This window comes from Mesorhizobium sp. M0998 (assembly GCF_040318885.1).
Lineage (GTDB): Bacteria > Pseudomonadota > Alphaproteobacteria > Rhizobiales > Rhizobiaceae > Mesorhizobium.
Map to the genome: position 1 here is coordinate 63,298 of NZ_JAMYND010000023.1, position 24,269 is coordinate 87,566.

Below are 24,269 nucleotides of genomic sequence, written 5' to 3' on the forward strand. Positions count from 1 at the left end.
TACGGCCCTACGAGGAAAGCCTCGGCCGTCCTCGTCCTCGCCTCACCTTCGGTGCGGTGCCGCGCTCGGCCCCGATCCGCTCCAGCAATACGGATGCAGGTTCGTCGGTAGGGTCTTGCGGCACGAGTTCGCCTCGAAAGGCTTTGGCAAGGATCGCTTGGTCGAGGTGGTCGATCAGCCTGTGGGCGCTGATCGTTTCGGAGGTAAGGCGGTCGATCCACGCGAAGGCGGTTTCTACGCGTCGGACGACCTCCGCATATTCGGCATCAAGGCTCGGAACCGGCACAATCAGTGCTCGAAGCGTTGCACCACTGATCTTAGGCATATTGCCGGCGGTGCCGGTTGCGTGCCTTTGGAGATACTCACGCGCCTTTGGCGAGTTCAAGAACCTCCAGACATATCGCCGCTTGTCGTGATCATAGATGCGCAATCGCATCATCAAGTCCGGATAAATGTATGTGTTAGGAGGCCCGTCAAAGATCGCTGAGGCGCCCACGTATTCAAGACTGTTGGCCCGCTGCACGAGCAAATCACCGGGTCTTAGCCAGTAACTCGATGTGCGAGCCGGGCTCTCGAAGATGCGCTTTACGGCATCGGCGTCCAGTCGCATCATGCCCGAGGTGGTCGCCGTCAATTTGAGGGTAAGCGCACCCGTGGCATCTGGTCCGCTCTTAGGCGACCAACCGTTTGTTGGCCCCTCGTCGACGAGTTCATCCAAACTCACAAGGCTCCAAGTATCGCTGGCTTTGCTCGCTTCCCTCCACTCTCGCGTCAAATCCCCACGGAACGCCGCCTCCAGCACAGCCTGCTTGTACTTCTCGACGAGGCGCGGAATGTGGTCGAGCTGATCGCGGGCGCGTATGGATTTGTCGGTCAGGCTCTCAATCTTCGCCACGATCCGCCGCTGTTCGAGGAGGGGAGGCAAGCGGATAGGCCACTTCTCCAGTGTCTGCTTGTCGATTTGCCGGAAAGTCGTGCCCACGCCAGCAGCATCAAGCGCATCGGCACTCTCCACAAGTTTCCACCGCAGCCAGGCCGGCTCGACGTGCGCGCGAACCCCCGCTACTCCTCGCCCGAGGCAGTATTCGCGATCGGCAAATGCGGCCTTCCCTATGGTTGCTCGGATGCATAGAACGATGTCTCCGGCGCGGCAAACCTTTGTTGGTGTGCTCGTATGTCGAGAGGGCGAGAGGGCATCGTCTTCGTAATCCGCTGCACCTCCAATTAACGGAAGTCCGCGTCCTTCTTTGTTGGTGAACTCCCCTAGCGGTGATTGGCCCATATTGAGCGAAGCGACGGCATTTAGAGAGCTTTCAACCCATCCCACAGGCAATTTGCTCATTCCGCAGCCTCGGCGATGGCAGCGGCCTCCTCGACGCTGTCCGGCTCGATTTCTTCCGACAGCGCCTCGATCTCTCGCAGCGCGGCCTGGAGGTGGCCAATGATCGCGGCGGCGATGTCCTCCGGCTCAGTCAGCGCCTCCTCGGCCTCGGTCTCGGTGTCGCGCAGCCATGCGATGTCGAGATTATCGTTGCGGGCGGTGATCGCCTCGCGGCCGAACTTGCGCCAGCGCCCGTCCTCACCCTGTTCTTTGCGCTCGGCACCGCCGTTCGGTTCGGAACCATACGCGGTCTCGAAGTCGGCGAAGTCGGCGGCGGTGAGCGGGCGCGTCTTGCCGAACGCCGGCATGTTGGCTCGCATGTCATAGACCCAGACGGCGGCGGTGTTGGCCTTGTCGGTCTTGCCGCGCTGGAAGAACAGCACGTTAGTCTTGACGCCTTGGGCGTAGAAGATGCCGGTCGGCAGGCGCAGGATGGTGTGCAGGTTGCACAGGTCCATCAGCCACGTGCGCAGGCGCCGGCCCGTATTGTCCTCGAACAACACGTTGTCCGGCACGACCACGGCAGCGCGGCCACCCGGCTTCAGGGCGCGGACGATGTGTTCGACAAAGGCGAGCTGCTTGTTCGAGGTGTCAGCCGTCACCGAGAAGTCGGACCGGGTCGGGCGACCGCCGCCCTTCTTGGTGCCAAACGGCGGATTGGTCAGGATCAGGTTTGCCTTGGGCAGCGCCTCGCCATCCGGGGAGAGCGTGTCGATGTTGTCCACGCCGCCTTCGATGCCGTGCAGTAGCAGGTTCATCATGCAAAGCCGATGCGTGTCGGGCACGAGTTCCGCACCGACGAATGCGTTATGCCGTTGGAAGAAGGCCTGTGCCTGTGGCAGCTTATAGAGGTCGTCGGTGTGATCCTTGATGTACCGGTCGGCAGCGACTAGGAACCCAGCGGTGCCGGCCGCCGGGTCCTGCACGGTCTCGCCCGGCTGTGGCTGCATGAGGCGCATGATGGCGTCGATCAGTGGGCGCGGCGTGAAGTACTGCCCGGCACCGGACTTCTTGTCGGAGGCGTTCTTCTCCAGAAGGCCCTCGTAAAGGTTGCCCAGCCCTTCCTCGCGGGCCGAGAACCAATCCAACTGGTCGATGTTGGAGGTCAGCGCCTTGAGATTGGTCGGCTTGCGGAGACATGTCTGCGCGTCGATGAAAATGGCGCGAACCAGCCCATCCTTGGCCTTCCCAAGGTCGAGGAGCATGGACTTGTAGTAGTCGAGTTGCTCCATGCCCTCGCGCTTGGCGAGCAGGCTCCAGCGATAGTTGTCCGGCAGGCGGTTCTCACGTCCAGTCTCCTCCAGCATCTTCAGGAAGAGCAGGAAGGTCAGTTCGGTTACATACACGTTGTAGGTGACACCATCGTCACGAAGAACGTTGCAAAGGCCCCAGAGCTTGGCGACGATGTCGGTGGTGCTGGTCATTAGGCGGTCTTCTTCCACATTTCTTCGTTGATCTCGGCGAGCAGGGTTTGGAGGCCGCCACCGAACACCTTGTTGAGCCGGTTGAACCCTCCATCCTTGATGAACGGCTCCTTGTCGATAGCCTCCCGATCAACCAGCACTTCTTTCTCGATCTGTTCGCCGATGCGCTTCAGCCACTGCCTCTGCGGCTCGGTCCACGGTTGGCTGGCCATGATACGGCGCATGGCATCCCTTACACGATCCTCATAAGGCATGAGCGGATCACCGATGGCGGCCTGTCGGACGAAACCGATGATCGACGCCGCGATCTCCTGGTTCTTCGCGTCCGCCCATGCCCGGCGCAGATTGGCTTCGGAGTAGCCGTTGCGGTCGAGCGCAAGACGAAGCTCCTTCAGATCGGCGCGGGTCAGATCCCGTGGGCGCGTCACGACCAGCTTCAGCGCGGCGATGGTGTTGACGTTGCCACGAACGAAGGCGGAGAAACCGTCGAGGAAGTCTTGTGGCTTCGTCGCCTCACCATAGCCACGGCTGACGGCCACGACCTCATCGGCATGGTGCGAGATCGGGACGAAGCGCGGGTTGTCGCCATCGCCCTGCCAGTCCAGGATCGGGCCAACGGCGGAACGATCCTTCAGCCATTCCGCTAGGGCCGGAGCATCGTCGGCCAATAGGCGCCTCAGCATTGCCTCGGGCCTCTCGCCCGCAACCGCCTCGAACCGCTGTCGGGCCTCCTCGGGCAGCTTCTTCAGGCGACGGCGCAGCTTCACGGCAAGCTGCTCGCGGATCGTGTTGCGATGGGCATCCTCGGTCGCCTCGACCAGTTCGCGCACGAGCTGTTCGAAAGTGATCGAGGGATTGACCACGACCGGCTTCATGTCGGTGAGGTCCTGGAGATGCGGGTAGAGGTCCACGGCATCGAAGATGCGGAACACGTCCTTGCCGATCTCTGGGCACTGACGCGTCGCCCGCCCGATCATCTGCTCATACAGGATGCGACTGTTGACCCGGCGGAGGAAGACGAGATTGGCGATCTTCGGCACGTCGATGCCCGTGGTGAGCAGATCGACCGTCACCACGATCTGCGGATTGGCGTCGTTGCGGAACGAGCGGATCAGGTTCTGCACCTTATCCACGCTGCCGGTGATCTTCTTCACCGCTGCGTCGTCGATCTCGCCATAGGCTTTGGCAAACGCCTTCTTGATTGCGCTCACCACGACGTCAGCATGGGCATCGGTGGCGGCGAAGATCAGCGTCTTGCCGGGCAAGGCCGGGTCGATGTGCTTCGCCAGTTCCTCGGCGACGACGCGGTTGAACTCCGGCGTGATCACCTGCTTGTTGAACTGGTCCACCTCGAAGCGGATTTCGTCAGGGGCGTGGGCAAGGTCGACTTCGCCGGTCAGGGTGTTCAGGAGGTCGAGCTGCTCGTCCTTCTCGAACTTGATCCCTGCCCGCGCCAGCGCCGTCTCGATGCGTATCGGCGGCTCGTGGTCGATCAGGTAGCCGTCGACGACAGCGTCGCGGTAGGAGTAACGGAAGATCGGGTCGCCGAAGATGTCGGTGGTGTGCAGCGCGGGCGTGGCGGTCAGTCCGATCTTGACCGCGTCGAAGTACTCCAACACGCGCCGGTACTTCGAGATGTAGTCGTCCTGGCCCCGGAAGCTGAGTTCGGCGTCCGACATCTCCCGGTCGAGAAGGTAGCCTCGATGGCACTCGTCGATGACCATCAGATCGTACTGGTCGACCGGCGGGGCTTCGGAGGTGTCGGCGAACAGGACGCGCTTGACCAGCCCCTGAATGGTGCAGATGTGGACCTTCGTTTCCAGCTCGGGCACCACGTCATCCAATCCCTTCAGGCCGAAGATTTCGGCAAAGGTCTTGCCGGATACAACCTTGGTGGTGGAGAACTCGCCCTCGGTCTGGTGTCCGAGCGCGCTGCGGTCGACGACAAAGCAGATGCGGCGGAAGCGCTTGGCTGAGAGCAGGCGATAGAGCAGTGCAATGGCCAGCTTGGTCTTGCCGGTGCCGGTCGCCATCGCCACCAGCATCGAGCGCTGCTCGGCTGCCAAGGCAGTCTCTACGGCCCGAATGGCCGCTTCCTGATAGGACCGGAACGGGAAGCCGAACTCGAACGGCTCGATCTCCAAGGCGCCGGTGGCGGCGTCCTGATCGACCTCCAGAAGCCCGGCCAAGCCCTCCGGCGTCAGCCAGTCCACCAGCGCGCGGCGGTGATTGGCGCTACGCCGCGTGTCCCGGAACCAGATGCCGCTTGCGGTTTCGATCTGCTTTAGATACGAGCGCCCGTTCGCAGCGAAGACGAACGGCACGCGATGCGCGCCCCACGGCCCGCCCGCCAAGACGAAGTCGCCGCTGTCGCTGATCCCGGCCGAATAGCGTTCGGCTTGGTCGATTGCTGCCGACACATTCTTGCGCTGGCGTTTGGCTTCCACGACCCCGACGAGCATGGTGCCGATGAAGAGAGCGTAGTCGGCCGGACCACTGGCGGTCGGCCACTCGGCAATAGCCATCTTGCGGCCCTTGGCTGGGCGGACGCCGACGCTGTAGCGAAGTGCCTTGGTGTCGGCTTCCCAGCCGCGATCCCGAAGCTGCTGGTCGATAAGGGCGCGGGTCTGGCTCTCGTCGAGGTCGATCTTCGTGGCGGCTTCCTCGCCGCGTTCAATCAGTTCGGCTACTTCGGAGCGTGGTGCGGCTGCGGCCTCGGCCTGGATGCTTGCGAGCTTGGCGGCGAGTGCTACTTTCTCGGTTTCGCTCTCCGGATGCTCGAAGGCGAGGAAGGGAGTGGACGCCTCGTTGAACCCCTGGAGAGACGGGACCACCAGCCCCGCCTGGAGGCTTACAAGCCGAGCGACAAGGGCCGACTTCTCGGCCTCACTCTCGTGGGCAAGCTGCTCCCACACCACCCGTTCCTCGGCCTCGCGCTTGAACCGCTCCTCAACGGTCTCGCGAACGCGGATTTGCTCGACGTCGCGGCGGGCGGTGGTGATAGTCTCTTCGCTCTCCGCGATTTTGCGGCGCAGCGCCTCGATCTCTTCAAGCAACGGTGCAGTGGCATCGACCGGCTCGGGAAGAGGAACGAAGGGGCCGGGATTGAAGCCGGGCTGCCCGCCGTAGGTACGGTGGAACCAGACACCCAGCGACCGGGCATTTTTCAGGGCGGTCAGGGCCTTGCTGCGAGAGCCCTTGATCTCATGGGCCGCGTCGTTTCCGACGTTCTTCAGCGCGTGGAAGAGGTCGGCGACTTCCCTCGGTATGATACGCTCATAGGACAACCGCCGAAGCAGATCGTTGAAACTCTCGCGCTCGTCGCGATAGGCCGCATGGCTCGCGGCTATCAGCTTGGCCATCAGCTCGGCGAACTGCCGCAACTTGAAGATCGCGGTGGAGGGGTCGTCCTGGAAATAGCGTTCGGCTAACGCCCCGAGCGTGGCAAGACGCTGGTCGTGAACCGTCAGAAACAGGAAATTGGACGTGCCGCTCATTACTCCCCCAGAGCAATGTTTGCACAGTTTCCCTAACAGGTCATGGCCGAAGTTGTATTGAACGGCCGAGCGCCGCACGAAGCTCAACAGATGGCGGTTTCGCCCTTACCCGGCTAGCTCGGTGCCAGCAAGCCCGACAGGTCAAGACCTTTGAAGGTCACCTCGTCGATCTTGCGACCGAAGTCACGTATGCCGTACCGCCGGTTGCTCGTCTTTCCTTTGCCGACATAGTGACCCTGTATCCATTCGCGCTCTTCCTCGGTCAATCCCGAGCGCGATGCCGCCGTAGTCCACGTGTCACGGAAGCCACGCAGGGGCTTATTTCCGTGTTCAGGAATAGCCCCATGGCTTCGTGCATAGCCGCCCCACCAAGTCGCGAAGCTCGCGTGCAAATAGCCACGTTTGCCTTTGACGGTGAGCTTCGGGAACAGAGCCTGTTCACCCGAACGCCGAAGATGCTCGACATAGTCCGTGAACCCGAGATCAAGGAGAATACGGGCCACCGGCAGAGTGCGCCGAACAAGAGGATTGCCATCGGCCTTGATGCTACGGGAACCTTTGACTGGGTGGTCACCTTCGTCGGTGATCCGTAGGCACCAGATGCCTTCGTCTTCATCCTGGAACACGTCGCTGACCAGAAGCTGACACATCTCCTCCGGACGTGTCCCGTAGAACAGCAGCAGCAGCGGTAGCCAAAACGCTGCCTCACCCCGCCCGCCCTTGGGGCGTTCCCCAGCAGTAAAGACTGGCAGCCGGAAGATTGCCTGCAACTGTGCAGGCGTGAACCCTTCGTCCGCCTCTGGGGCGACCTCTTCAACCCGTTGTTCGCCGAACGGGTTGTCGAGGCTTCGTTCCACATAGCCCCGTTGCCGCGCCCACGTCCAAATCGAGTTCAGGTGGCTGACGTGTCCATTCACGCTCTTGCCGGTTATCCGCTGGACATCGGGCCGATCTTTGTAGACCTCGACCATTTCCCGCAATCCAAGCGCGCGGTGCTGCTTCTCAGGCTGCTTTGGCCTCTGCTGGAGCAGGAATATCCACTCGGCAACTTCCCGTCGCGTAACCGAGGTCATCGCCCGGTGCTCATCGTAGACGCTCTCAAACAGCCGCAAGGCAGTCTCGGTCGCCTCGGTGGTCGAATAGCCCTTCTTCTTCATGGCGAGTTTCTTCTCGGCCATTTCCCTGAGTGTGAGCCCTCGGTCCGCCTCAGCAGTATCGATTGGCGGAGCCGACGGGTCCGGTGTTGGCACTATTTCGCCGTTCTGCCGCTTGAGTTGCGCCTCGCTGACCTCGATCAGCATAGCGAGGTACGCCTTGCCTAGCCGGCGGAAGCTGAGACCGCCAACTTCGACATGCAGGCCATGCGCAGCGCAGAGCTGCTCGATCTCCCAATGCAGGCTCGTGGGTATGTTGCCCCGCGCGTAATGATGCCGGCAATCGGCCAAGAAGGCCTCCAGGGCCTCCTGTCGATTGTTCCATCGCCTGTCCGGATCGATGTTAATGACGGTGCCGGGTACCTGCTTTAGCTGTTCGCGGACAGCTTCGAAGACGGCTTCGGCCTCACCATCGAACCTATCTTCCTCGTCTTGCTGCAGCATGTTGCTGCGCTCACAGGAAATGATATGGGCGATCATCTCAGCGCTCAGGTCATCAAAACGGCCCTCAAGGCGCTTCTTTGCAATCGCGATAAGCCTGCCGCATTCCTCGGCAGCTTCAGCACACTTGCTCAGGATAGCTGGGTCGGCTTTGCCGCCACGCCCAAGCCAGCGGACGAACTCGGTAATGTTGCCGTCGATGTGCGGCCGCAGCCGTTCAGGGATGACCTTCCGGAACTTCGCCCGTCCGTCAACGAAATAAAGATTGCGCACGATAACGCCCATAGCAACGCCGCCTTTGTACCAGCATCCTGTACCAAGCGCAGCGCTTAAGCTTTTGATTTTTCATAAAGGCTTGTCCTGACAAGGACTTGCCTTGAGAATGGTGCCCAGAAGAGGACTCGAACCTCCACTCCTTGCGGAACACGGACCTGAACCGTGCGCGTCTACCAATTCCGCCATCTGGGCTGGTGCGCGCTCATTAAGCGGGCGAGGGATGAGTGTCAACGCGCTTTTTTGAAAGCCGCGTTCCTTCTCCGGCTCAATGCTCCAGCACTTCCTTCGACGCCACCGTGGAATCGGCGTTGAGCGTGTAGATGATCGGCACACCGGTGCCGAGCTCGAGCTTGACGATCTCCTCGCCCGATTTGCCGTCCAGCGCCATGATCAGCGCGCGCAGCGAATTGCCGTGCGCCGCCACCAGCACGGTGCCGCCGCGCAGCACATGCGGTTGCAGATCGTGCAGGTAATAGGGCCAGACGCGCGCGCCGGTGTCCTTCAGGCTTTCACCGCCGGGCGGCGGCACGTCATAGGAGCGGCGCCAGACATGCACCTGCTCCTCGCCCCATTTCTTGCGCGCATCATCCTTGTTGAGGCCTGAGAGATCGCCATAGTCGCGCTCGTTCAGCGCCTGGTCGCGAATGGTCTCGAGGTCGCTCTGGCCAACGGCGTCGAGAATATGCTGGCAGGTCTTCTGCGCCCGGATCAGCGACGACGTGAAGGCGATGTCGAACTTCATGCCGCGCGCCCTGAGCTTGGCGCCGGCCGACTTGGCCTCGGCATGGCCCAGTTCGGTCAGGTCGACGTCGCGCCAGCCGGTAAATAGGTTCTTCAGGTTCCATTCGCTCTGGCCGTGGCGCACGAGCACGAGAGTTCTCGACATATTTGCTCCTTCAAATCTTGTGGATCAGCCAAATCTTGTGGATCAGCCAAATCTGTGGATCAGCTTGTCAGGCCGAGCACGTCCCGCATCGAATAGAGGCCCGGCTTGCGGCGGCGCGCCCACAGGGCTGCCTTGACCGCGCCGCGGGCAAAGATCGCCCGGTCCTCGGCATGATGGGCAAGCGTGATGCGCTCGCCGGTACCGGCCAGCACCACACTGTGGTCGCCGACCACCGAGCCGCCGCGCAAGCTGGCGAAACCGATCGAGCCTGCCTTGCGCACGCCGGTATGGCCGTCGCGCACGCGAACATCGTTGCCGGCAAGTGCTACGCCGCGCCCGGCAGCGGCGGCCTCGCCGAGCAGCAGCGCCGTGCCCGACGGAGCATCGACCTTGTGCCGGTGGTGCATTTCCAGGATCTCGATGTCGAAATCGTCGGCATCGAGCGCGCGCGCCGCCTGCTCAACCAGCACCGCCAGCAGATTGACGCCGAGGCTCATATTGCCTGACTTGACCACCGTCGCGTGCCGCGCCGCCGCCGCGATCCTGGCATTGTCTTCAGCCGAGCAGCCGGTGGTGCCGATGATATGGACGATGCGCGCCTGCGCCGCATAGCCGGCGAATTCGACGGTCGCTGCCGGCGTGGTGAAATCGAGCACGCCGTCGGCCTTGGCGAAGGCCGGCAGCGGATCGTCGCCGATCGCCACGCCGAGCCTGCCGACGCCGGCCAGCTCGCCGGCATCCTTGCCGAGATGTGGCGAACCGGCCGGCGCGATGGCGCCGGCGACACGCGCGCCCGGTATCGTGTGGATGGCGCGGATCAGCGCCTGGCCCATGCGGCCAGCCGCGCCCACCACCACCAGGCCCATTTCACTCACGGTCGGCGTGTCGCTCATGAATGTCTCCCGACCGCCTTTTTCGCGTGATCATTTTGCGCCGCAGTCTGGATTGGCTTGGCGTCATCGACAAGCCCCAGCCCTTTCCTGCCTTGCACCCGATGGAACCGCGCATAGACGCTGTGCGGGTCGGCCATCAGCGAGGCATGCGTGCCCTGTTCGACCAGCCGGCCCTGCTCCAGCACGATGATATGGTCGGCATTGACCACCGTCGACAGCCGGTGCGCGATGACAATGGTGGTGCGCCCTTCCATGACATGGGTCAGCGCTTCCTGGACGCGGGCCTCGGCCTCGTTGTCGAGCGCCGAGGTCGCTTCGTCGAGCAGCAGGATCGGCGCCTGCCGAACGATGGCGCGTGCAATCGATAGGCGCTGGCGCTGGCCGCCCGACAGCGTCACGCCATTCTCGCCGACCGGCGTGTCGTAGCCTTGCGGCTGCTGGCGAATGAAATCGTGTGCCGCGGCCTGTTGGGCGGCGCGTTCAATCTCTGCGTCGGTGGCGCTCAGCCTGCCGTAGCGGATGTTGTCGCGGATGGTGCCTTCTAACAGATAGGGCTGCTGCGATACATAGGCGATCGAGCCGCGCAGCGAATGCTTGGTGACCTTTGAAATGTCCTGGCCGTCGATTTCGATCCTGCCCGACTCGACATCGTAGAAGCGCTGCAGCAGCGCAACCAGCGTCGTCTTGCCGGCGCCCGAGGCTCCGACGATGGCGGTCACCTTGCCGGCGGCGGCGACAAAGGTCAGATCCTGCAGGACCGGCGCCTCTTCGACATAGCGGAAGGACACGTTGTTGAAGCGCACTTCGCCAGAGGTGAATTTCGCCTCGGCGGCTGCCGGCACGTCACCTTGCTGCGGCTCGAGGTCGAGAAGCTCGTAGATCATGCGCGCATTGACCAGCGACTTTTCCATGCCAACCTGCATACGCGCCAGCCGCCTGGCCGGATCATAGGCAAGCAGCAGGGCGGTGATGAAGGCAAACACCGCGCCCGGCGGCTGGCCGCCGACGGTCGCCCGGTAGCCGGAATAGGCGATGACGCCGGCGACGGCGAAGCCGGCCAGCATTTCGGAGATAGGCGTCAGCCGTTCCGAGACGCGGGCGATCTTGTTTGCCCGCTGCTCGGCGCCCGCGACGAGGCCGCCGATGCGGCGCGACAGCTCGTCTTCCAGGGTGAAGGCCTTGACGATGGCGATGCCTTGCGTCGCTTCCTGCATGGCGCCGATCAGCCGCGAGTTGATCTGCACCGATTCACGGGTGATGCGACGCACCCGGCGCATCAGATAGGTGACACTGTAGATCAAGGGCGGGCCGATCAGCAGCGACATCGCCGAGAGCATCGGGTCCTGCCAGATCATGACGCCGACTAGCGCGACAAGCGATACCGCATCGCGCGCCAGCGATGTCAGCGTCATCGACAGGAGATCGCGGATGCCGTTGACGTTCTCGTTGATCTGCGCGGCGAGCCGGCCCGAGCGGGTGTCATTGAAGAAGCCGACGCCGAGCTTCATCAGATGGTCGAAGATGCGGCGTTGATAGCGCGCCACCAGATTGTTGCCGATTTTGGCCAGCGTCACTGCCTGGCCGTAGCTGGCCAGGCCGCGCAGCATAAAGGCGGCCAGGATCGACACGCTGATCAGCGCGATAAGATCGCCGCGCCGTTGGTAGAAGATCTGATCGATGACATCCTTCATGATCCAGGCTGTGAAGGCGGTCGTCGCCGCGATCGTCACCAGGCACAGCACGGCAAGAGCATAGTACCAGCGATAATCGCGGCTGTTCTCGGCGATGATGCGGCGGATCACCGCCACGATCTCGCTGGGACGGACTTTCCCTTTGGTTGGTGCTGGAATTGTCACGTTGGAGCGCTTTGTGGTTTCGGTTCGGCCGGACTGCAATTCGGCAACCTCTTAACGCCCCGATGGCGGCTTGCCTATGGCCGGGGACGGGAAACTTCGTCGCGGCGCAGCTTGTGTCCTAAACCCGCCAGCGCCGCCCCGCCGTCTGCACGCCGAACAGCGACGGATTTCTGGCATAGGCGGCCAGCCCTAAAAGCGCCGCAAGCGGATGGGTGATGACGTAGACCGGCATGCCGCGCATCAGGGCGCTGTGCGGCGCCTTGTCCTCGAAGGCGGCGCGGAAATTGCCGGTGCGCAGCGCCGGCAGGATTTTTTGCGCGATGCCGCCGGTGAGAAACACGCCGCCGCGGCTCATGAACACCAGAGCGAGATCGCCGGCGGTGCGCCCTAGGCAAGTGACGAAGATCGACAGCGCCTCTTCGGCCACCGGATCGTTCTTTGCCAGCGCCGCGGCGGTGACCTCGGCAGGCGTTGTAAAGGGCGACGGCTTGCCGTCCGCCTTGGCCACCGCCCGGTAGGCATTGACCAGGCCGCGTCCGGACAGGATCTGTTCGCCGGAGATGCGGCCCTCGAGCTTCTCGATATGCGGAAACACCTGGAAATCGCGCGGTGAGCGCGGGCCGATATCCATATGGCCGCCCTCGCCGGGCACCGGTATCCAGTGATGCAGCGCATAAACCAGCCCGGCGACACCGAGCCCGGTTCCCGGGCCGAGCACCACCCGCCCGGAATTCGGTTCCGGCTCGTCGCCGCCGATCTTTTCCATATGCTCTTCGCCGAGCGCGACGACAGCCAGCGCCTGTGCCTCGAAATCGTTGAGCACCACGACGTCGCTGAGACCGAGACTGGCGAACATCTGTCTCGGCTTGACGATCCATGGGCAATTGGTAAGCGGGATCTCGTCGCTTTCGACAGGACCGGCTACCGCCAGCACAGCTGAATTCGGCCGGACCGACGAGCGGTCGAGCACGGCCGACTGGATCGCCTCGTCAATCGTATTGAAGTTGGCGGTCTGGACGATGGTCGGCTCGCCGGCCTCGGAATTCGCGTCTAGTACGATCGAGAAGCGCGCATTGGTGCCGCCTATATCGCCGATCAGGATCGGAAATCGCAACAGAGTGTCGTCGTCGCTTACGCCTGGCATGCTCTCGTCCGTTCCCGACGCGTATCGCCGTTCTCTCGTTGACTAGCGCATGACCGCAAAAAGGGAAATCGGTTTTCGAAGTGGAGATGCACGGATGCAGACAGCGAACACGCTGCCCGCATCAGTGCCCCGGTCGTGGCCGCGGCAGCGGAATGCCGATCTCGGGCGTTGCCACAAAGGCGTTCGCCGAGGCCGGAAGCGCTGCCGCGCCGGCTGCGACCGTCGGCGGCGGCGAAGACTCTGCCGCGGGAGCAGGTACGGCCGCGATCGGCACGCCGTCGCCATAGTAGGTGACTGCTTCCGCCGACGGCGGAGCTGGCGCGTCGAGCACGAACTGGCATTGCCTGGGCAGGTTCGCCATGGTCATCAGGTCGCGTGCCTTCGGCTTGTCCGGGTTCTTGTTGGGGCGCCACGGCTCCTCGGTGAACCACCAGGCCAGCGCCTGGTCGCAGCCATCGCCTGGCGCCGTCGCTTCCTGTGCCTTGCAGTCGGGTGATCCAGCCTGGCAGCCGATGCGAATGTGGAAGTGGTAGTCGTGGCCCCAGAACGGCCTGACCTTGCGCAACCAGCTACGGTCGCCTTTGACCGTGTCGCAGAGCTTCTTCTTGATCCCGGGATTGACCAGGATGCGCTCGACTTCGGGATAGCTCGCGGCGCGCTTCAACAACCGCGTGTGCATCGGCGTCCACAGCCCGTCCTTCACCAAATGGGTCTTTTCATCGACCATCAAGGTAGCGCTGATGTTTTCGCGCTCTTCGGCCGAGAGCTTACGGTCGGGCATCGGCGTCAGCCAGATGTCGGCGTCGAGGCCGATCTGGTGCGAGGCATGGCCGGTCAGCATCGGACCGCCGCGCGGTTGCGAGATGTCGCCGATCAGCAAGCCCGGCCAGCCGTCGGCAGCGGCATCGCGCGACAGTTTCTCGATCAGCGCGATCATTGCCGGATGGCCCCAGCGACGATTGCGCGACGGTCGCATCACCTCCCAGTGCCGGCCGTCCATGGGTAGGGCGACGCCGCCGGAAAAACAGCCTTTGGAATAAAAGCCGATCGATTGCGCTGCTGCGAGTGCCGGCAGCTTTTTGGCGCCGAACAGGTCCTTTGCCCGTTGCTCGGCGCTCCCTGGCTGCGTTGCAAGCGCCGCCAAGCCGGCGATGGCCAGTACTGCCGTCAGCAGCAGCGTTTTGCCCGGCAAGGCTCGCGCTAACGTCTTCCCCAAGCTGGACCCCTCCGCGATTTGAACCGCATCATACCATAGCCCGCGCAACGTATCGATCATGACCGTTTCATCGGGCTGCGCGCCTCGCCGTCGCGCCAGTCGCCGCTCGCCCACATGGCATCGAGCGCCGAGCGATAGTCGGGAAAGCGAAAGCCATAACCGGCCGCCTTGATTGCCGCGTTGGCGACACGCTTGTTCTCGCTGTAGAAAGACCGCGCCATGGGCGAAAGTTGGGCGGTCTCGAACGGAATTTCGGGCGGCGGCTCGATGCCCATCAATTGGGCGGCATAGGCGACGACGTCCTGCGGCGGCGCCGGCAGGTCGTCGGTGACGTTGAAGATGCCGCCGCGATTGCCCTCGGCGAGATGCCAGAGCGCACCGGCAATATCGTCGCAATGGATGCGGTTGAACACCTGGCCCGGCTTGACCAGCCGCCGCGCAGTGCCGTTTTCCAGGTTGACCAGGGCGTTGCGGCCCGGCCCGTAAATGCCGGAAAGCCGCAGGATCGCCACCGGCCGGTGGATGTCATGGCCCAATTGTAGCCAATCCTGCTCGGCTGCAACACGCATCACCGACCGCTTCGACAACGGCCGGCATTCGGCGGCCTCGTCCACCCAATTGCCGCCACGGTCGCCATAGACGCCGACGGTGGAGAGATAGGCGATCCATTCGAGCTCCGGCATGTTGGCCGCGATCTCCTCGCGTGCCGCGCCCAGCATCGGATCGCCGGCCTTGTCCGGCGCGACCGAGACGACGAGATGGGTTGTCTTCCCAAGGGCATCGCCGATTTCGGAGGTCAGCGTGCCATCGAAACGCAGCGGCACGATACCGGCTTGCCGCAGCGCCGCGAATTTTTCCAGCGACCGTGTTGTACCGAAGATCGTTGTGTCGGCATCCCTGTTGGCGCGGGCGAAGGCCCGGCCCGAATAACCGGCGCCGAAGATGAAAATCTGCTTTTTTGTCATGTATGCGCCTCGATCGGCTTTGGCAGGGCCAGAAGCCATTCGCCTCTCACCGCCTCGTCATGTTCTGCTTGCAAAGCGGCTGCGGCACGTTCGGCGAACTCCCGACCCGGCACCAGCCGCGACAGCGCCCATACCGCAGCTCCGCGAACCAGGGGCGAGGCGTCGTCGAGCAGCGCGCGAACGGCGCCGGCCAGCGACAAGTCCTGGGAATTGCCGGCCGCTATCAGCACGTTTCGGATAAAACGGTCGCGGCCGATGCGCTTGATCGGCGAGCCCAAAAAAAGCGTGCGGAAGGCAGTGTCGTCGAGACGCAGCAGCTCGGCGAGCGGCGGTTCGCGCAAGTCCGCGCGGGCGGCAAGCTTTGCCTCCGAAGCGGCTTGGGCGAACTTGTTCCACGGGCAGGCGGCCAGGCAGTCGTCGCAGCCATAGATGCGATTGCCGATCTTTTCCCGGAACTCATGCGGGATCGGTCCTTTGTTCTCGATGGTGAGGTATGAAATGCAGCGCCGCGCATCGAGCCGGTAAGGCGCCGGAAAGGCGTCCGTCGGGCAGGCGTCGAGGCAGGCCCGGCAGGAGCCGCAATGATCGTTCTCAGGCGCGTCCGGCACCAGCTCGGCCGTCGTGAAGATGGTGCCGAGGAACAGCCAGGAGCCATGCGCGCGGCTGACCAGGTTGGTGTGCTTGCCTTGCCAGCCGAGGCCGGCCGCCTCGGCCAGCGGCTTTTCCATCACCGGCGCGGTGTCGACAAACACTTTCACGTCCCCGCCGGCGCGCGCCACGATCTTGCCGGCGATCTCCTTCAGCCGGCCTTTCATCACGTCATGATAGTCGCGGTTCTGCGCATAGGCCGAGATCGCGCCGCGGTCGCGCTTTGCCAGGATGTCGCGTGGGTCGTGGTCGGGGCCGTAATTCATCGCCAGCACGATGATCGAGCGGACCTCTGGCCAAAGCGTCGTCGGTTTGCCTCGCCGCTCGAGCGTTTCGGCAATCCAGCCCATCGAGCCGTGAAAGCCGTCGGCAACGAATTCGGCCAGCCGTTCCGGCGCCTGCGGAATCGCATCGGGCGTGGTGACGGCAATGGCGTCGAAGCCGGCATTCCGCGCCTCGCAGTCGATCAGCGCGCGCAGCTTTGCCGTATCAGAAATCGAGGTCCGCATAATGTGACACCGGCGACAGGCCGCGCACCCGGTCGGACAGAAGCGGCCGGAACGAAGGCCGTGATTTCACCCTTGTATACCATTCGCGCGCGGCGCTGTGTTCGCGCCAGTCGATCTCGCCGAGATAGTCGAGCACCGACAGTGCCGCCGCCGCCGCGAGATCGGCATAGGTGACCTTGTTGCCGGCCAGCCAATGACGGGTGCCGGCCAGCCAGTTGGTGTATTTCATGTGCTGGCGGATATTGGCGCGGGCGGCGCGGATCGCCGCCGAATCGGGCGAGCCGCCGCCTGCCGTTTCCGGCATGACCGGCTTCAGGACGCGCTCGCGCACCAGGTGCCGGGTAACCTCGCTTTCCGCCTTGTTGAGGTACCAATCGGTCAGCCGTCGGATTTCGGCGCGCTCCATCGGATCCTCGGCGAACAGCCGCTTGTCGCGCTTGAGTACCCCGCGCGTCTCGTCGAGATATTCGGCAATGACCACTGCGCCAACGATCGGCACGTCGCCTTCGGCGAGCAGGATCGGCAGCGTGCCGGCCGGGTTCAGCGCCAGGAACTCCTTGCGCCGCGTCCACGGCTTCTCTTCGATCAGCGCCAGTTCCTCGCCATACTCGCCAAAGGCGAGGCGGACGAAGCGGCAGCTGGCGAACATCGGATGGTGGAAAAGCGTCAGCATGGTCCCGCGATAATAGAGCGCACTGGCAAATCGCCGGCTGCGCCGGTAAGTCTTGGCCGCCCGATTCAGGGGCTGTCAGGGTGCTGCGACCTATAGGGGGAGTTCCGCGCCGTGACAAGCAAGCCCTTTTCTCACGCCCTCACTCCAACGCCGAGGTTGCCATGGAAAGCCAGACCGTCGTCGAAGCGCTGCTGCTCGGCATGCTCGAGGGCCTGACCGAGTTTATTCCGGTGTCTTCAACCGGTCATATCCTGCTTGCCGGCCATTTCCTCGGCTTTCATTCGACCGGCAAGGCCTTCGAGATCCTGATCCAGCTCGGCGCCATATTGGCGATTCTCAGCGTCTATTTCCGCCGTCTCTGGAAGATGCTGCTCGAGCTGCCCTACGATCGGCTGACGCGGCATTTCGTCCTTGGCATCCTCATCGCATTCCTGCCGGCGGCCATTATCGGCGCGCTGACGCACGATTTCATCAAGACGGTGCTGTTCGAATCGCCGCGGCTGATCTGCATCATGCTGATCATCGGCGGTGTCATCCTGCTGCTGGTCGATCGCATGAAGCCGAAGCCCTATTACCACGATGTCGAGCGGTTTCCGACCAGGCTTTATCTGCAGATCGGGCTGTTTCAGTGCCTGTCGCTGATCCCCGGCACGTCGCGCTCGGGTTCGACCATCGTCGGCGCGCTGCTGCTCGGCGTCGACAAACGGGCGGCGGCGGAATTCTCCTTCTTCCTTGCCATCCCGACGATGGTCGGCGCCTTCGCCTTCGACCTGTTCAAGAACCGCAATGTGCTGAGCAGCGCCGACCTGCCCATCATCGCCGTCGGTTTCGTCGCCGCCTTCGTCACCGCGCTAATCGTCGTGCGCTTCCTGCTCGACTACGTCTCGCGCCATGGCTACGCGCTGTTCGGCTGGTGGCGGCTGGTCGTCGGCATCGTCGGCCTGGCGGGGCTGGCCATCTGGAGATGAGCCGGTGCAGCTATAAGACTGAGATTGGCGGTGATTCTAAGCCCCTGTCGGAACGCAATCGATGCGGCACGACAGGAGCCCCGGATTGGGGCCTGCCTAGTTCGCTGGCTGGAACTGGATTTCCCCCTTGTTCAAGAAGCAAGTCTTGTCAAACAGCTGCAAATCCAGAGGGTTCGGTAACCGGACATCTCGAATATCCGGGCACGGCTTCTTCAATGGATCATATGATCGATCGATCTGAGAAATAAAGACGATGATCAGCCCTCGATCCCGCGCAAATACCCTCAGCGCGCGGACCTGCACGGCCAATTCGGGATTTTTGCGCTTCTGGTCGAGCAATTGCAGATAGTCTACGACCATCAGGGTGCCGCGAGGCGCTGACGCGGACGTGTTGACGATGTAATCGGCACTTATGGCGTCGGAGCAGTCGAATTCGAACAGCCTATCGAACTGCGCGTACTCCGCCCCGATTGCTTCGAAGCGCTCAACAACGTCTTTTTTGGTGTATTCCAGCGTGAAGAACATGGCTCGATTGCCGGATTTCATGGCCTCCACGGCGAGTTCGAGGCTCATTAGGGTTTTGCCTTGCCCCGGCCGCGCGCCGAGTAGCACCAGGTCACCGGGCTTCAATCGCGCAATCAGCTTGCCGGCCGGCCTTGCAGCGGACAGTTTCGCGGCAAGGAGGCTCCAATCATTGTAGCCTTCCTGAAGGGCTATGCGGTTAAGCGCTTCATGAAGTGGGATTTTTTCTTCGCGGGATAAGAGCCTGGCCCTGCGCTTCAGATGGTAAATTGGCGCCGACAGCTTCATTCCAACCTCCTATTGCGAGCAGTTTTGGCAATCCCTCCTTATGCTTGGTGCTCGAACAGTCGGTTTGATGACTAGGTAGCCCCGTATGAATTATACTTTCCCGAGCGGAGGGAGGAGGCGTGGGCCGCACCCGAATCGGAAGATAGCGCAATCCCAGCGGGAACTCTATTCTTGCCCGAAGCCGAGCCACACGATCTTGTGGACGTATGGTTGGCAGGGGAATGCATGAGCGAAGTTCTTGACGCCCTCGTTATTGGCGCCGGTCCGGCGGGACTCGGCGTCAGCTACTTCTTGAAACGGCAGGGCCGCGACCACCGTGTGCTCGATCGAGGCCGGATCGGCGAGACGTGGCGAACGCAGCGCTGGAACTCGTTTCGACTCAATTCGCCGACCATTCGCTCCATCTTACCCGGTGATTCCTACGAGGGGCCCGAGCCGTGGGGCGCGATAACCCACCACGAATTTGTCGCGTATCTCGAAGGCTATGCCGAGCGGCACCGCCTGCCGGTAAGCACCCAAACTCCGGTGCAAGAGCTGACGAGAGACGACGGGATCTTTCGCATCATCACGACGGACGGGGCATTTCTGGCGCGCAACGTGGTGATCGCCACCGGCGACCAGAATCGGCAGGTCCGGCCAGCAGGGTCGGCGGATTTGCCAACCGCAATTCGCCAAGTCGATTCCTCGGCTTATCGCAACCCGGCCGAGTTCGAGAGTGGCGCGGTGCTGGTGGTCGGCAGCGGTCAGTCGGGCGGCCAGATCGCCGAGGATCTGGCGCTGGCCGGACGTGCGGTCTTTTTGGCGACCAGCCGCAACGGCCGTTGGGTGCGGCGCTATCGCGGGGGCAACATACTTAAATGGCTGACGCTGTCCGGTTTTCTCGACGTTCCGCGCAAGGAACTCGTCCTCCCCTCCGGCAAGTTGCAGGCCCGCGCGCTGGTCGGCGCGACCCATACGATCAGCCTGCAATCGCTGAGTGCACAGGGCGTGGTGCTGCTCGGCCGCTTCAGGGGTGTGGAGAACGGCAACCTCGTCTTCGGCGACGAGCTCGACGACCATATGCGATTTGCCGACGAGGTCTCCGCGAATGCCAAGCGCCTGGTTGACGAGTACATCGAGCGCGCCGGCCTCGAAGCGCCACTGGCCGAGGATGATCCAGCCGAGACGATTGAACCGCGCTTGCCCGATCCTCCGATCCGCTCCCTCGACTGGACGGCGAGCGGCATCAGATCAGTGATCTGGTGCACCGGCTTCACCGGCGATTTCTCATGGGTTCGGCTTCCCGGCGCGCTCGATGCAGCCGGCCAGCCCGTCCACGAGGATGGCGTCGGCGTTGTTCCAGGTCTCTTTTTCGCCGGCCTCGATTTCGGATCGACGCGGAAGTCGGGCACCATACCGGCCATTCCAGAGGAGGCGGCCGCCGTCGTGGAGCGACTCGTCCAAGCGGGAGCCGACTTGCCACGGAACGACGTCTAAACGAGCCGTCGAACGCGGGTTCTTGAACGTGCAAGAACATGACAGCTCTGGCGCGATCAAGACGACGCACGCTGCCTTTTGTCGAAGCGCACCGACAATTTTCCGTAGTCCGATTGGTGCGACAGCCAGAAATCGCCGGCACCTTCGATACGGTGCTCCAATTCGCGGCCGACTGCATCCATTGCCTCCGTCAACGTGCGGCGGCCTTGACCTCGGCGTCTTGACCTCGGCTGGTCGTCGTCGTGCTGACAGCACTGGCTATATGGGATGACCCGGCGCAGTCGTTCGGAATGGTCGCCCTGGAGACGCCAAAGAAGGTGCATCAAGGCGCGCGATCGGTCAGCGCGTTCGCACCTTCCTCCGCGGCGCAATGTGCGCAGCAGTAGATGATGTCATCCTGTTCGACGCCATGTCCGATGATCCGGCATCCGCAATGCGGACATATCGGAGCAAGTTTCTGGACCGCGCATTCGAAGCTGTCGAACGTGTAGGTCTCCTCGGCCATCGTCACTTTGAAAGCCTTGTCGTAGTCATTCCCGCATTGATCGCATCTGGCCATAGTTCGTTTCCTTCTTTCACGGCTTCAAGCTCGACCAACCTGTCGCGCGGCGATAGGTTCCCGCCAGGATCAGGGGGCCGTCCTAAGGCGGAGACGAGCGCGAGCCTACGCCACGGCGCTGTTCGATCGCACGGATCACCTCGTCGATATCCCGCGGCTCGATGTCGAGTTCCTTCAGGCCAGGCGCGTCGATTGCTGCCACATTGTCCTGACGCATAAGATCGATCTGGTTGCGCGTTATGGGGGCAGCCGGGAGGAGTTCCGCGACGCCAGCCAAGGCGTTCCATACCGCAAACGGCACCGGCATCAGCTTGACGTGCGTATCGAGCTGTCGGGCGATCTCCCGAAGCAGTTCCTTATAGGTATAGATGCGCGGGCCACCGAATTCGAATATGGATGAACCCGTGTGGGTTCGCCCGTCGATCAGCCGGCTCACTGCTTCGGCGACGTCCGCCACATAGACCGGCTGAAGCCGTGTGCCACCATCGCCGAACAGCGGATAGACCGGCAGGAGGCGTATCATCCTCACAATGGTCGTGAGGAAAGCGTCGTCAGGTCCTGTCATGACGGCGGGACGCACAATGAAAGCGCCGGGAAATGCGCTTTCCACGGCACCCTCTCCGCGCCCACGCGCCCTTATGTAATTCGAATCCGATTGAGGGTCGGAGCCGATCCCTGAAATCAGGACGAACTGGTCGATCGCGCGGTCGCGCGACGCGGCAGCGAGATCGGCCGCGGCTTTCACATGCACGCGTTCAAAGGTCTGGACGCCGTGCTCGACGTAAAGACTGACAGCATTCACGACCGCCTGTGATCCGGTAATGGCCGACCTGATCGAGGACGCATCCAATATATCCGCCTCGACTGCCTCGGGCATCCTTGTAATCGAGGAAAAGACCAGGGCCACGCGAGCCGGATGGCGAGATGCAGCGCGCACCGTGAAACCTCTTTCCAGGAGCCGCTTCACGATCCTGCGCCCGAGAAAGCCAGTTCCGCCGAACACGGTGACGATCCGTACCGGGTTGAGATCGTCAGGATCCATTTGCCTCGCCATCCCTTTGTCCTCGCATAGCTGCCACGAGGACTGCCCAGGCCGGCATTTGAACCAGCCCGTCGAACATCAGGACGATTGGGGAACAACGCAGGAACGCTTTTGTTCCAGTCAGCGCTGGGCGGATGCTTGACAGATCGGCAACCATGATCTGAACCGCAGGCGCAGCAAAACGGCCCCACTTCGAGAATGGCCTAGTTTCGCCCGTAAAACACATTCTTGACATGCACCGGCCAGCGCCACGGCAGCACCGCCACCATGTCGAAGCGCACCGATAATTTTCCGTAGTCGGATTGGCGCGACAGCCAGAAATCGGCGGCGCCTTCGATGCGGTGCTCCGATTCGCGACCGACGGCTTCCATTGCCTCCATCAGAGTGCGGCGCGCCTTGACCTCGACAATCAGCACCAGATCGCCACGCCGTGCGATCAGGTCGATCTCGCCGAACCTGGTGCGGTGGCGGCGTGCAAGAATTCGGTAGCCTTTCAGCATCAGCGCCGCCGCCGCCAGCCATTCGCCGTGATGGCCGCGCCGGTAGGCCTTTTGCCGGCTGGCGCTCGGCCGTTCAGCCATCGCCGCCTCCGCCGGTCCCGTCTCTTCCGGCATTCTTGAGGTCGAGCAGCCGACGATAGAGCGCCTGCTTCTGGCCACCCGTCATCTTGGCGGCTTCCGCCGCTGCCTTGGAGGCCGGCATCTCGGCGGCGAGCGAAAGCAGCAGCCGGTCGATGTCTTCTGGCTCATCAGCGACCGCATCGGCCGGGCCGACGCAGATGACGATTTCACCCTTGGGCGTATCGGCTCCCGCATAATGGCTGGCGAGCGATTGCAGGGTGCCGGTCCGCATCTCCTCGAAAGTCTTGGTCAGCTCGCGGCCGATCGCCGCTTTGCGGGCACCGCCCAGCACCTCGACCATGGCACTGAGCGTCTCGGCCAGCCGGCGCGGCGATTCGAATAAGATCAACGTTGCTGGCGCCGCCTTCAGCGCTTCCAGCCGCGTCAGCCGCTGCCCGGACTTCACCGGCAGGAAGCCGGCAAACAGAAACGCGTCCGAGGGCAGGCCGGATGCCGTCAAGGCGGCAAGTGCTGCTGATGGGCCGGGGATCGGCACGACACGAATGCCACGTTCCAGCGCCTCACCGACCAGCCGGTAGCCGGGGTCGGAGATGAGCGGCGTGCCGGCATCCGAGTTCAGCGCTCCGCTTTGGCCGGCCTCGAGCGCCGCGATCAGCTTCGGTCCGGCCTCGCCGGCATTGTGCTCGTGGTAGGCGGTGGTGCGGCGGCGGATGCCGTAGCGGTCGAGCAGCACGCGGCTGACACGTGTGTCCTCGCAAGCGACGATATCGGCGGCGGCGAGCGTTTCCAGCGCGCGCAGCGTGATGTCGGCGAGATTGCCGATAGGCGTCGCCACCAGGTAGAGCGCCGGCTCGAGCGGCCGGGCGGCGATTTCGGTCTGCCCGACCACGTAACTGCGTTTGGCCGATTCGCCGGTCACCTGCACAACTCCGTTCGACCCTGTTTGGCACGGCTCACGCTTGGTTGCAAAAGCCTGGGTTGCAAAGGCCCTGGTTCCAAAAGGGATGCCGACGTGAACCAGCCGCCATGCCTTCGCCACAGTAGGGAACGAAACCGTTGCCGGCGAATTTTACCCCTGATCTCGGGAGGAGCAGGATGGACAGCCTGACGATACAGGACGTTTTCGAACCCTACTATGCCGGCCGCAAACGCTTCGCCGCACCATGCGACAAGAGCCGGCCTGCCGAAGCCGCAGATGGCAGAGCCAAGAAGCCGCTTGCACGCCAGCGATCGGCAGAGAGCAAGCCCGCAAACGAAACCGACCGCACGATGGAGCACTGACCGGACGATGCCCAATCGCTTCGACATTTTCATCACCCGCCTCGAAACAAAAAGCGCCCGCGATGGCGCAGCGTCACATTCCACAGACGACCAGCACCATGCCTCACGCGACAAAAGCGAGATCAAGCCGGTCCGTTCCGGAGAGACCAGCGAAAAAGATCGCGCCAAACACCGCCACAAGCACGAGGCTTGACCCCGCAAACCTTAGCGATCGGTCGAGACAGTTCTCGAAGCGCGGTTGCGCATGCTCCGCGATGTATCGTTCAACCCAGATACTTCGAGACACGCGCCTCCAGCAGGCCCACCAGAGCCGGGTCCATGAATGCATAGTCGTCGGGAATATCGAGGCAGATTACCCGAGCCTTTTTCAGGCTTGTCTTGAATTTCTGCTGCAGTTTGGCGCGGTGCGTTTTTTCCATCACGAAGATGATGTCGGCCCAGGCGACGAGTTCATGCGTCAACGGAATGTCGGCATCGTGATTAGTGCCGGCCGAAGCGACCTCGATGTCCCGCCGCTTGGAAAACACCTGCTCCGCCGTCGGGCTGCGCAAGCGATTCTGGCTGCAGATGAAGAGAACGTTCTTCAACG

Annotated in this window: 22 protein-coding genes and 1 tRNA gene; 3 read left to right on the top strand and 20 right to left on the bottom strand. The window is 62.9% G+C overall.

All coding sequences use genetic code 11. The features are described 5' to 3' along the window. Window positions 1-7: 7 nt before the first annotated feature. The 13 genes from NKH59_RS21380 to NKH59_RS21440 all read right to left on the bottom strand — a co-directional run bounded on the left by NKH59_RS21380 (window position 8) and on the right by NKH59_RS21440 (window position 16,963). Window positions 8-1,342 (bottom strand): restriction endonuclease subunit S, encoded by a 1,335-nt coding sequence (locus tag NKH59_RS21380; RefSeq protein ID WP_353022961.1) that lies wholly within the window; start codon window positions 1,340-1,342, stop codon window positions 8-10. Further along, a complete protein-coding gene (locus NKH59_RS21385; RefSeq protein ID WP_353022963.1) occupies window positions 1,339-2,805 on the bottom strand; it encodes a class I SAM-dependent DNA methyltransferase in 1,467 nt (488 codons plus the stop codon). Before NKH59_RS21385 ends, NKH59_RS21380 begins: the two co-directional genes overlap by 4 nt. Further along, window positions 2,805-6,302: a type I restriction-modification system endonuclease gene (gene hsdR / locus NKH59_RS21390; RefSeq protein ID WP_353022965.1), complete on the bottom strand. Its 3,498-nt coding sequence runs from the start codon at window positions 6,300-6,302 to the stop codon at window positions 2,805-2,807. Before hsdR ends, NKH59_RS21385 begins: the two co-directional genes overlap by 1 nt. Before the next feature lie 113 nt (window positions 6,303-6,415). After that, window positions 6,416-8,182 (bottom strand): site-specific integrase, encoded by a 1,767-nt coding sequence (locus NKH59_RS21395; protein ID WP_353022967.1) that lies wholly within the window; start codon window positions 8,180-8,182, stop codon window positions 6,416-6,418. Window positions 8,183-8,280: 98 nt separating this feature from the next. Beyond that, a tRNA-Leu gene (locus NKH59_RS21400) sits at window positions 8,281-8,365 on the bottom strand. A gap of 73 nt (window positions 8,366-8,438) precedes the next feature. Further along, a complete protein-coding gene (locus NKH59_RS21405) occupies window positions 8,439-9,059 on the bottom strand; it encodes a 2,3-bisphosphoglycerate-dependent phosphoglycerate mutase (protein WP_352473555.1) in 621 nt (206 codons plus the stop codon). A 59-nt stretch (window positions 9,060-9,118) separates the two neighbouring features. Continuing rightward, window positions 9,119-9,952 carry a 4-hydroxy-tetrahydrodipicolinate reductase gene (gene dapB / locus NKH59_RS21410; protein ID WP_352817860.1) on the bottom strand — a complete coding sequence of 278 codons (834 nt, stop codon included), beginning with the start codon at window positions 9,950-9,952 and terminating at the stop codon, window positions 9,119-9,121. Further along, window positions 9,949-11,808, bottom strand: a complete 1,860-nt coding sequence (locus NKH59_RS21415; protein ID WP_353022969.1) for an ABC transporter ATP-binding protein — start codon at window positions 11,806-11,808, stop codon at window positions 9,949-9,951. Before NKH59_RS21415 ends, dapB begins: the two co-directional genes overlap by 4 nt. A 118-nt stretch (window positions 11,809-11,926) precedes the next feature. After that, complete coding sequence (locus NKH59_RS21420; RefSeq protein WP_352473558.1) at window positions 11,927-12,952, bottom strand: glucokinase; 1,026 nt, start codon at window positions 12,950-12,952, stop codon at window positions 11,927-11,929. Window positions 12,953-13,073: 121 nt separating this feature from the next. Then, window positions 13,074-14,168, bottom strand: a complete 1,095-nt coding sequence (gene mepA / locus NKH59_RS21425) for a penicillin-insensitive murein endopeptidase (RefSeq protein WP_502895684.1) — start codon at window positions 14,166-14,168, stop codon at window positions 13,074-13,076. Between the two features lie 56 nt (window positions 14,169-14,224). Then, window positions 14,225-15,133 carry an SDR family oxidoreductase gene (locus NKH59_RS21430; RefSeq protein WP_352822460.1) on the bottom strand — a complete coding sequence of 303 codons (909 nt, stop codon included), beginning with the start codon at window positions 15,131-15,133 and terminating at the stop codon, window positions 14,225-14,227. Then, window positions 15,130-16,290, bottom strand: a complete 1,161-nt coding sequence (gene queG / locus NKH59_RS21435; RefSeq protein WP_353022970.1) for a tRNA epoxyqueuosine(34) reductase QueG — start codon at window positions 16,288-16,290, stop codon at window positions 15,130-15,132. The genes NKH59_RS21430 and queG overlap by 4 nt, the downstream gene beginning before the upstream one ends. After that, complete coding sequence (locus NKH59_RS21440; protein ID WP_023678968.1) at window positions 16,271-16,963, bottom strand: glutathione S-transferase family protein; 693 nt, start codon at window positions 16,961-16,963, stop codon at window positions 16,271-16,273. Before NKH59_RS21440 ends, queG begins: the two co-directional genes overlap by 20 nt. Window positions 16,964-17,124: 161 nt before the next feature. Between NKH59_RS21440 and NKH59_RS21445 the strand changes: the two genes are divergently transcribed. After that, the gene (locus NKH59_RS21445; RefSeq protein WP_353022972.1) at window positions 17,125-17,931 is read left to right on the top strand and encodes an undecaprenyl-diphosphate phosphatase; all 807 of its coding nucleotides are present in this window, start codon (window positions 17,125-17,127) and stop codon (window positions 17,929-17,931) included. A gap of 96 nt (window positions 17,932-18,027) precedes the next feature. Here NKH59_RS21445 and NKH59_RS21450 read toward each other — a convergent pair whose 3' ends face one another. Continuing rightward, on the bottom strand, window positions 18,028-18,741 hold the full coding sequence (locus NKH59_RS21450; protein WP_353022974.1) for a DNA helicase: 714 nt from the start codon (window positions 18,739-18,741) through the stop codon (window positions 18,028-18,030). Window positions 18,742-18,966: 225 nt separating this feature from the next. Between NKH59_RS21450 and NKH59_RS21455 the strand changes: the two genes are divergently transcribed. Continuing rightward, window positions 18,967-20,217, top strand: coding sequence for a flavin-containing monooxygenase (locus NKH59_RS21455; RefSeq protein ID WP_353022992.1), 1,251 nt, complete (start codon window positions 18,967-18,969; stop codon window positions 20,215-20,217). A gap of 56 nt (window positions 20,218-20,273) precedes the next feature. Here the strand turns inward: NKH59_RS21455 and NKH59_RS21460 are convergent, their stop codons facing one another. From NKH59_RS21460 to rsmI, 5 genes are all read right to left on the bottom strand, one after another. Beyond that, the gene (locus NKH59_RS21460) at window positions 20,274-20,399 is read right to left on the bottom strand and encodes a PDDEXK family nuclease (RefSeq protein ID WP_353022995.1); all 126 of its coding nucleotides are present in this window, start codon (window positions 20,397-20,399) and stop codon (window positions 20,274-20,276) included. A gap of 140 nt (window positions 20,400-20,539) precedes the next feature. Continuing rightward, entirely contained in the window at window positions 20,540-20,776 is a 237-nt protein-coding gene (locus NKH59_RS21465; RefSeq protein WP_352926009.1) for a metallothionein, read from the bottom strand. 82 nt (window positions 20,777-20,858) lie between these two features. Then, the gene (locus NKH59_RS21470; protein WP_353022976.1) at window positions 20,859-21,830 is read right to left on the bottom strand and encodes a complex I NDUFA9 subunit family protein; all 972 of its coding nucleotides are present in this window, start codon (window positions 21,828-21,830) and stop codon (window positions 20,859-20,861) included. 191 nt (window positions 21,831-22,021) lie between these two features. Beyond that, the gene (locus NKH59_RS21475; protein ID WP_352971673.1) at window positions 22,022-22,399 is read right to left on the bottom strand and encodes a YraN family protein; all 378 of its coding nucleotides are present in this window, start codon (window positions 22,397-22,399) and stop codon (window positions 22,022-22,024) included. Beyond that, window positions 22,392-23,318: a 16S rRNA (cytidine(1402)-2'-O)-methyltransferase gene (gene rsmI, locus NKH59_RS21480; protein ID WP_353022977.1), complete on the bottom strand. Its 927-nt coding sequence runs from the start codon at window positions 23,316-23,318 to the stop codon at window positions 22,392-22,394. Before rsmI ends, NKH59_RS21475 begins: the two co-directional genes overlap by 8 nt. A 176-nt stretch (window positions 23,319-23,494) precedes the next feature. Here rsmI and NKH59_RS21485 point away from each other — a divergent pair, with 176 nt between their 5' ends. Further along, window positions 23,495-23,680 (top strand): hypothetical protein, encoded by a 186-nt coding sequence (locus NKH59_RS21485; RefSeq protein WP_352539786.1) that lies wholly within the window; start codon window positions 23,495-23,497, stop codon window positions 23,678-23,680. Between the two features lie 263 nt (window positions 23,681-23,943). On the opposite strand, the gene NKH59_RS21490 is transcribed toward NKH59_RS21485, so the two are convergent. Then, a complete protein-coding gene (locus tag NKH59_RS21490) occupies window positions 23,944-24,267 on the bottom strand; it encodes a low molecular weight protein tyrosine phosphatase family protein (protein ID WP_023678977.1) in 324 nt (107 codons plus the stop codon). Between the last annotated feature and the right edge of the window lie 2 nt (window positions 24,268-24,269).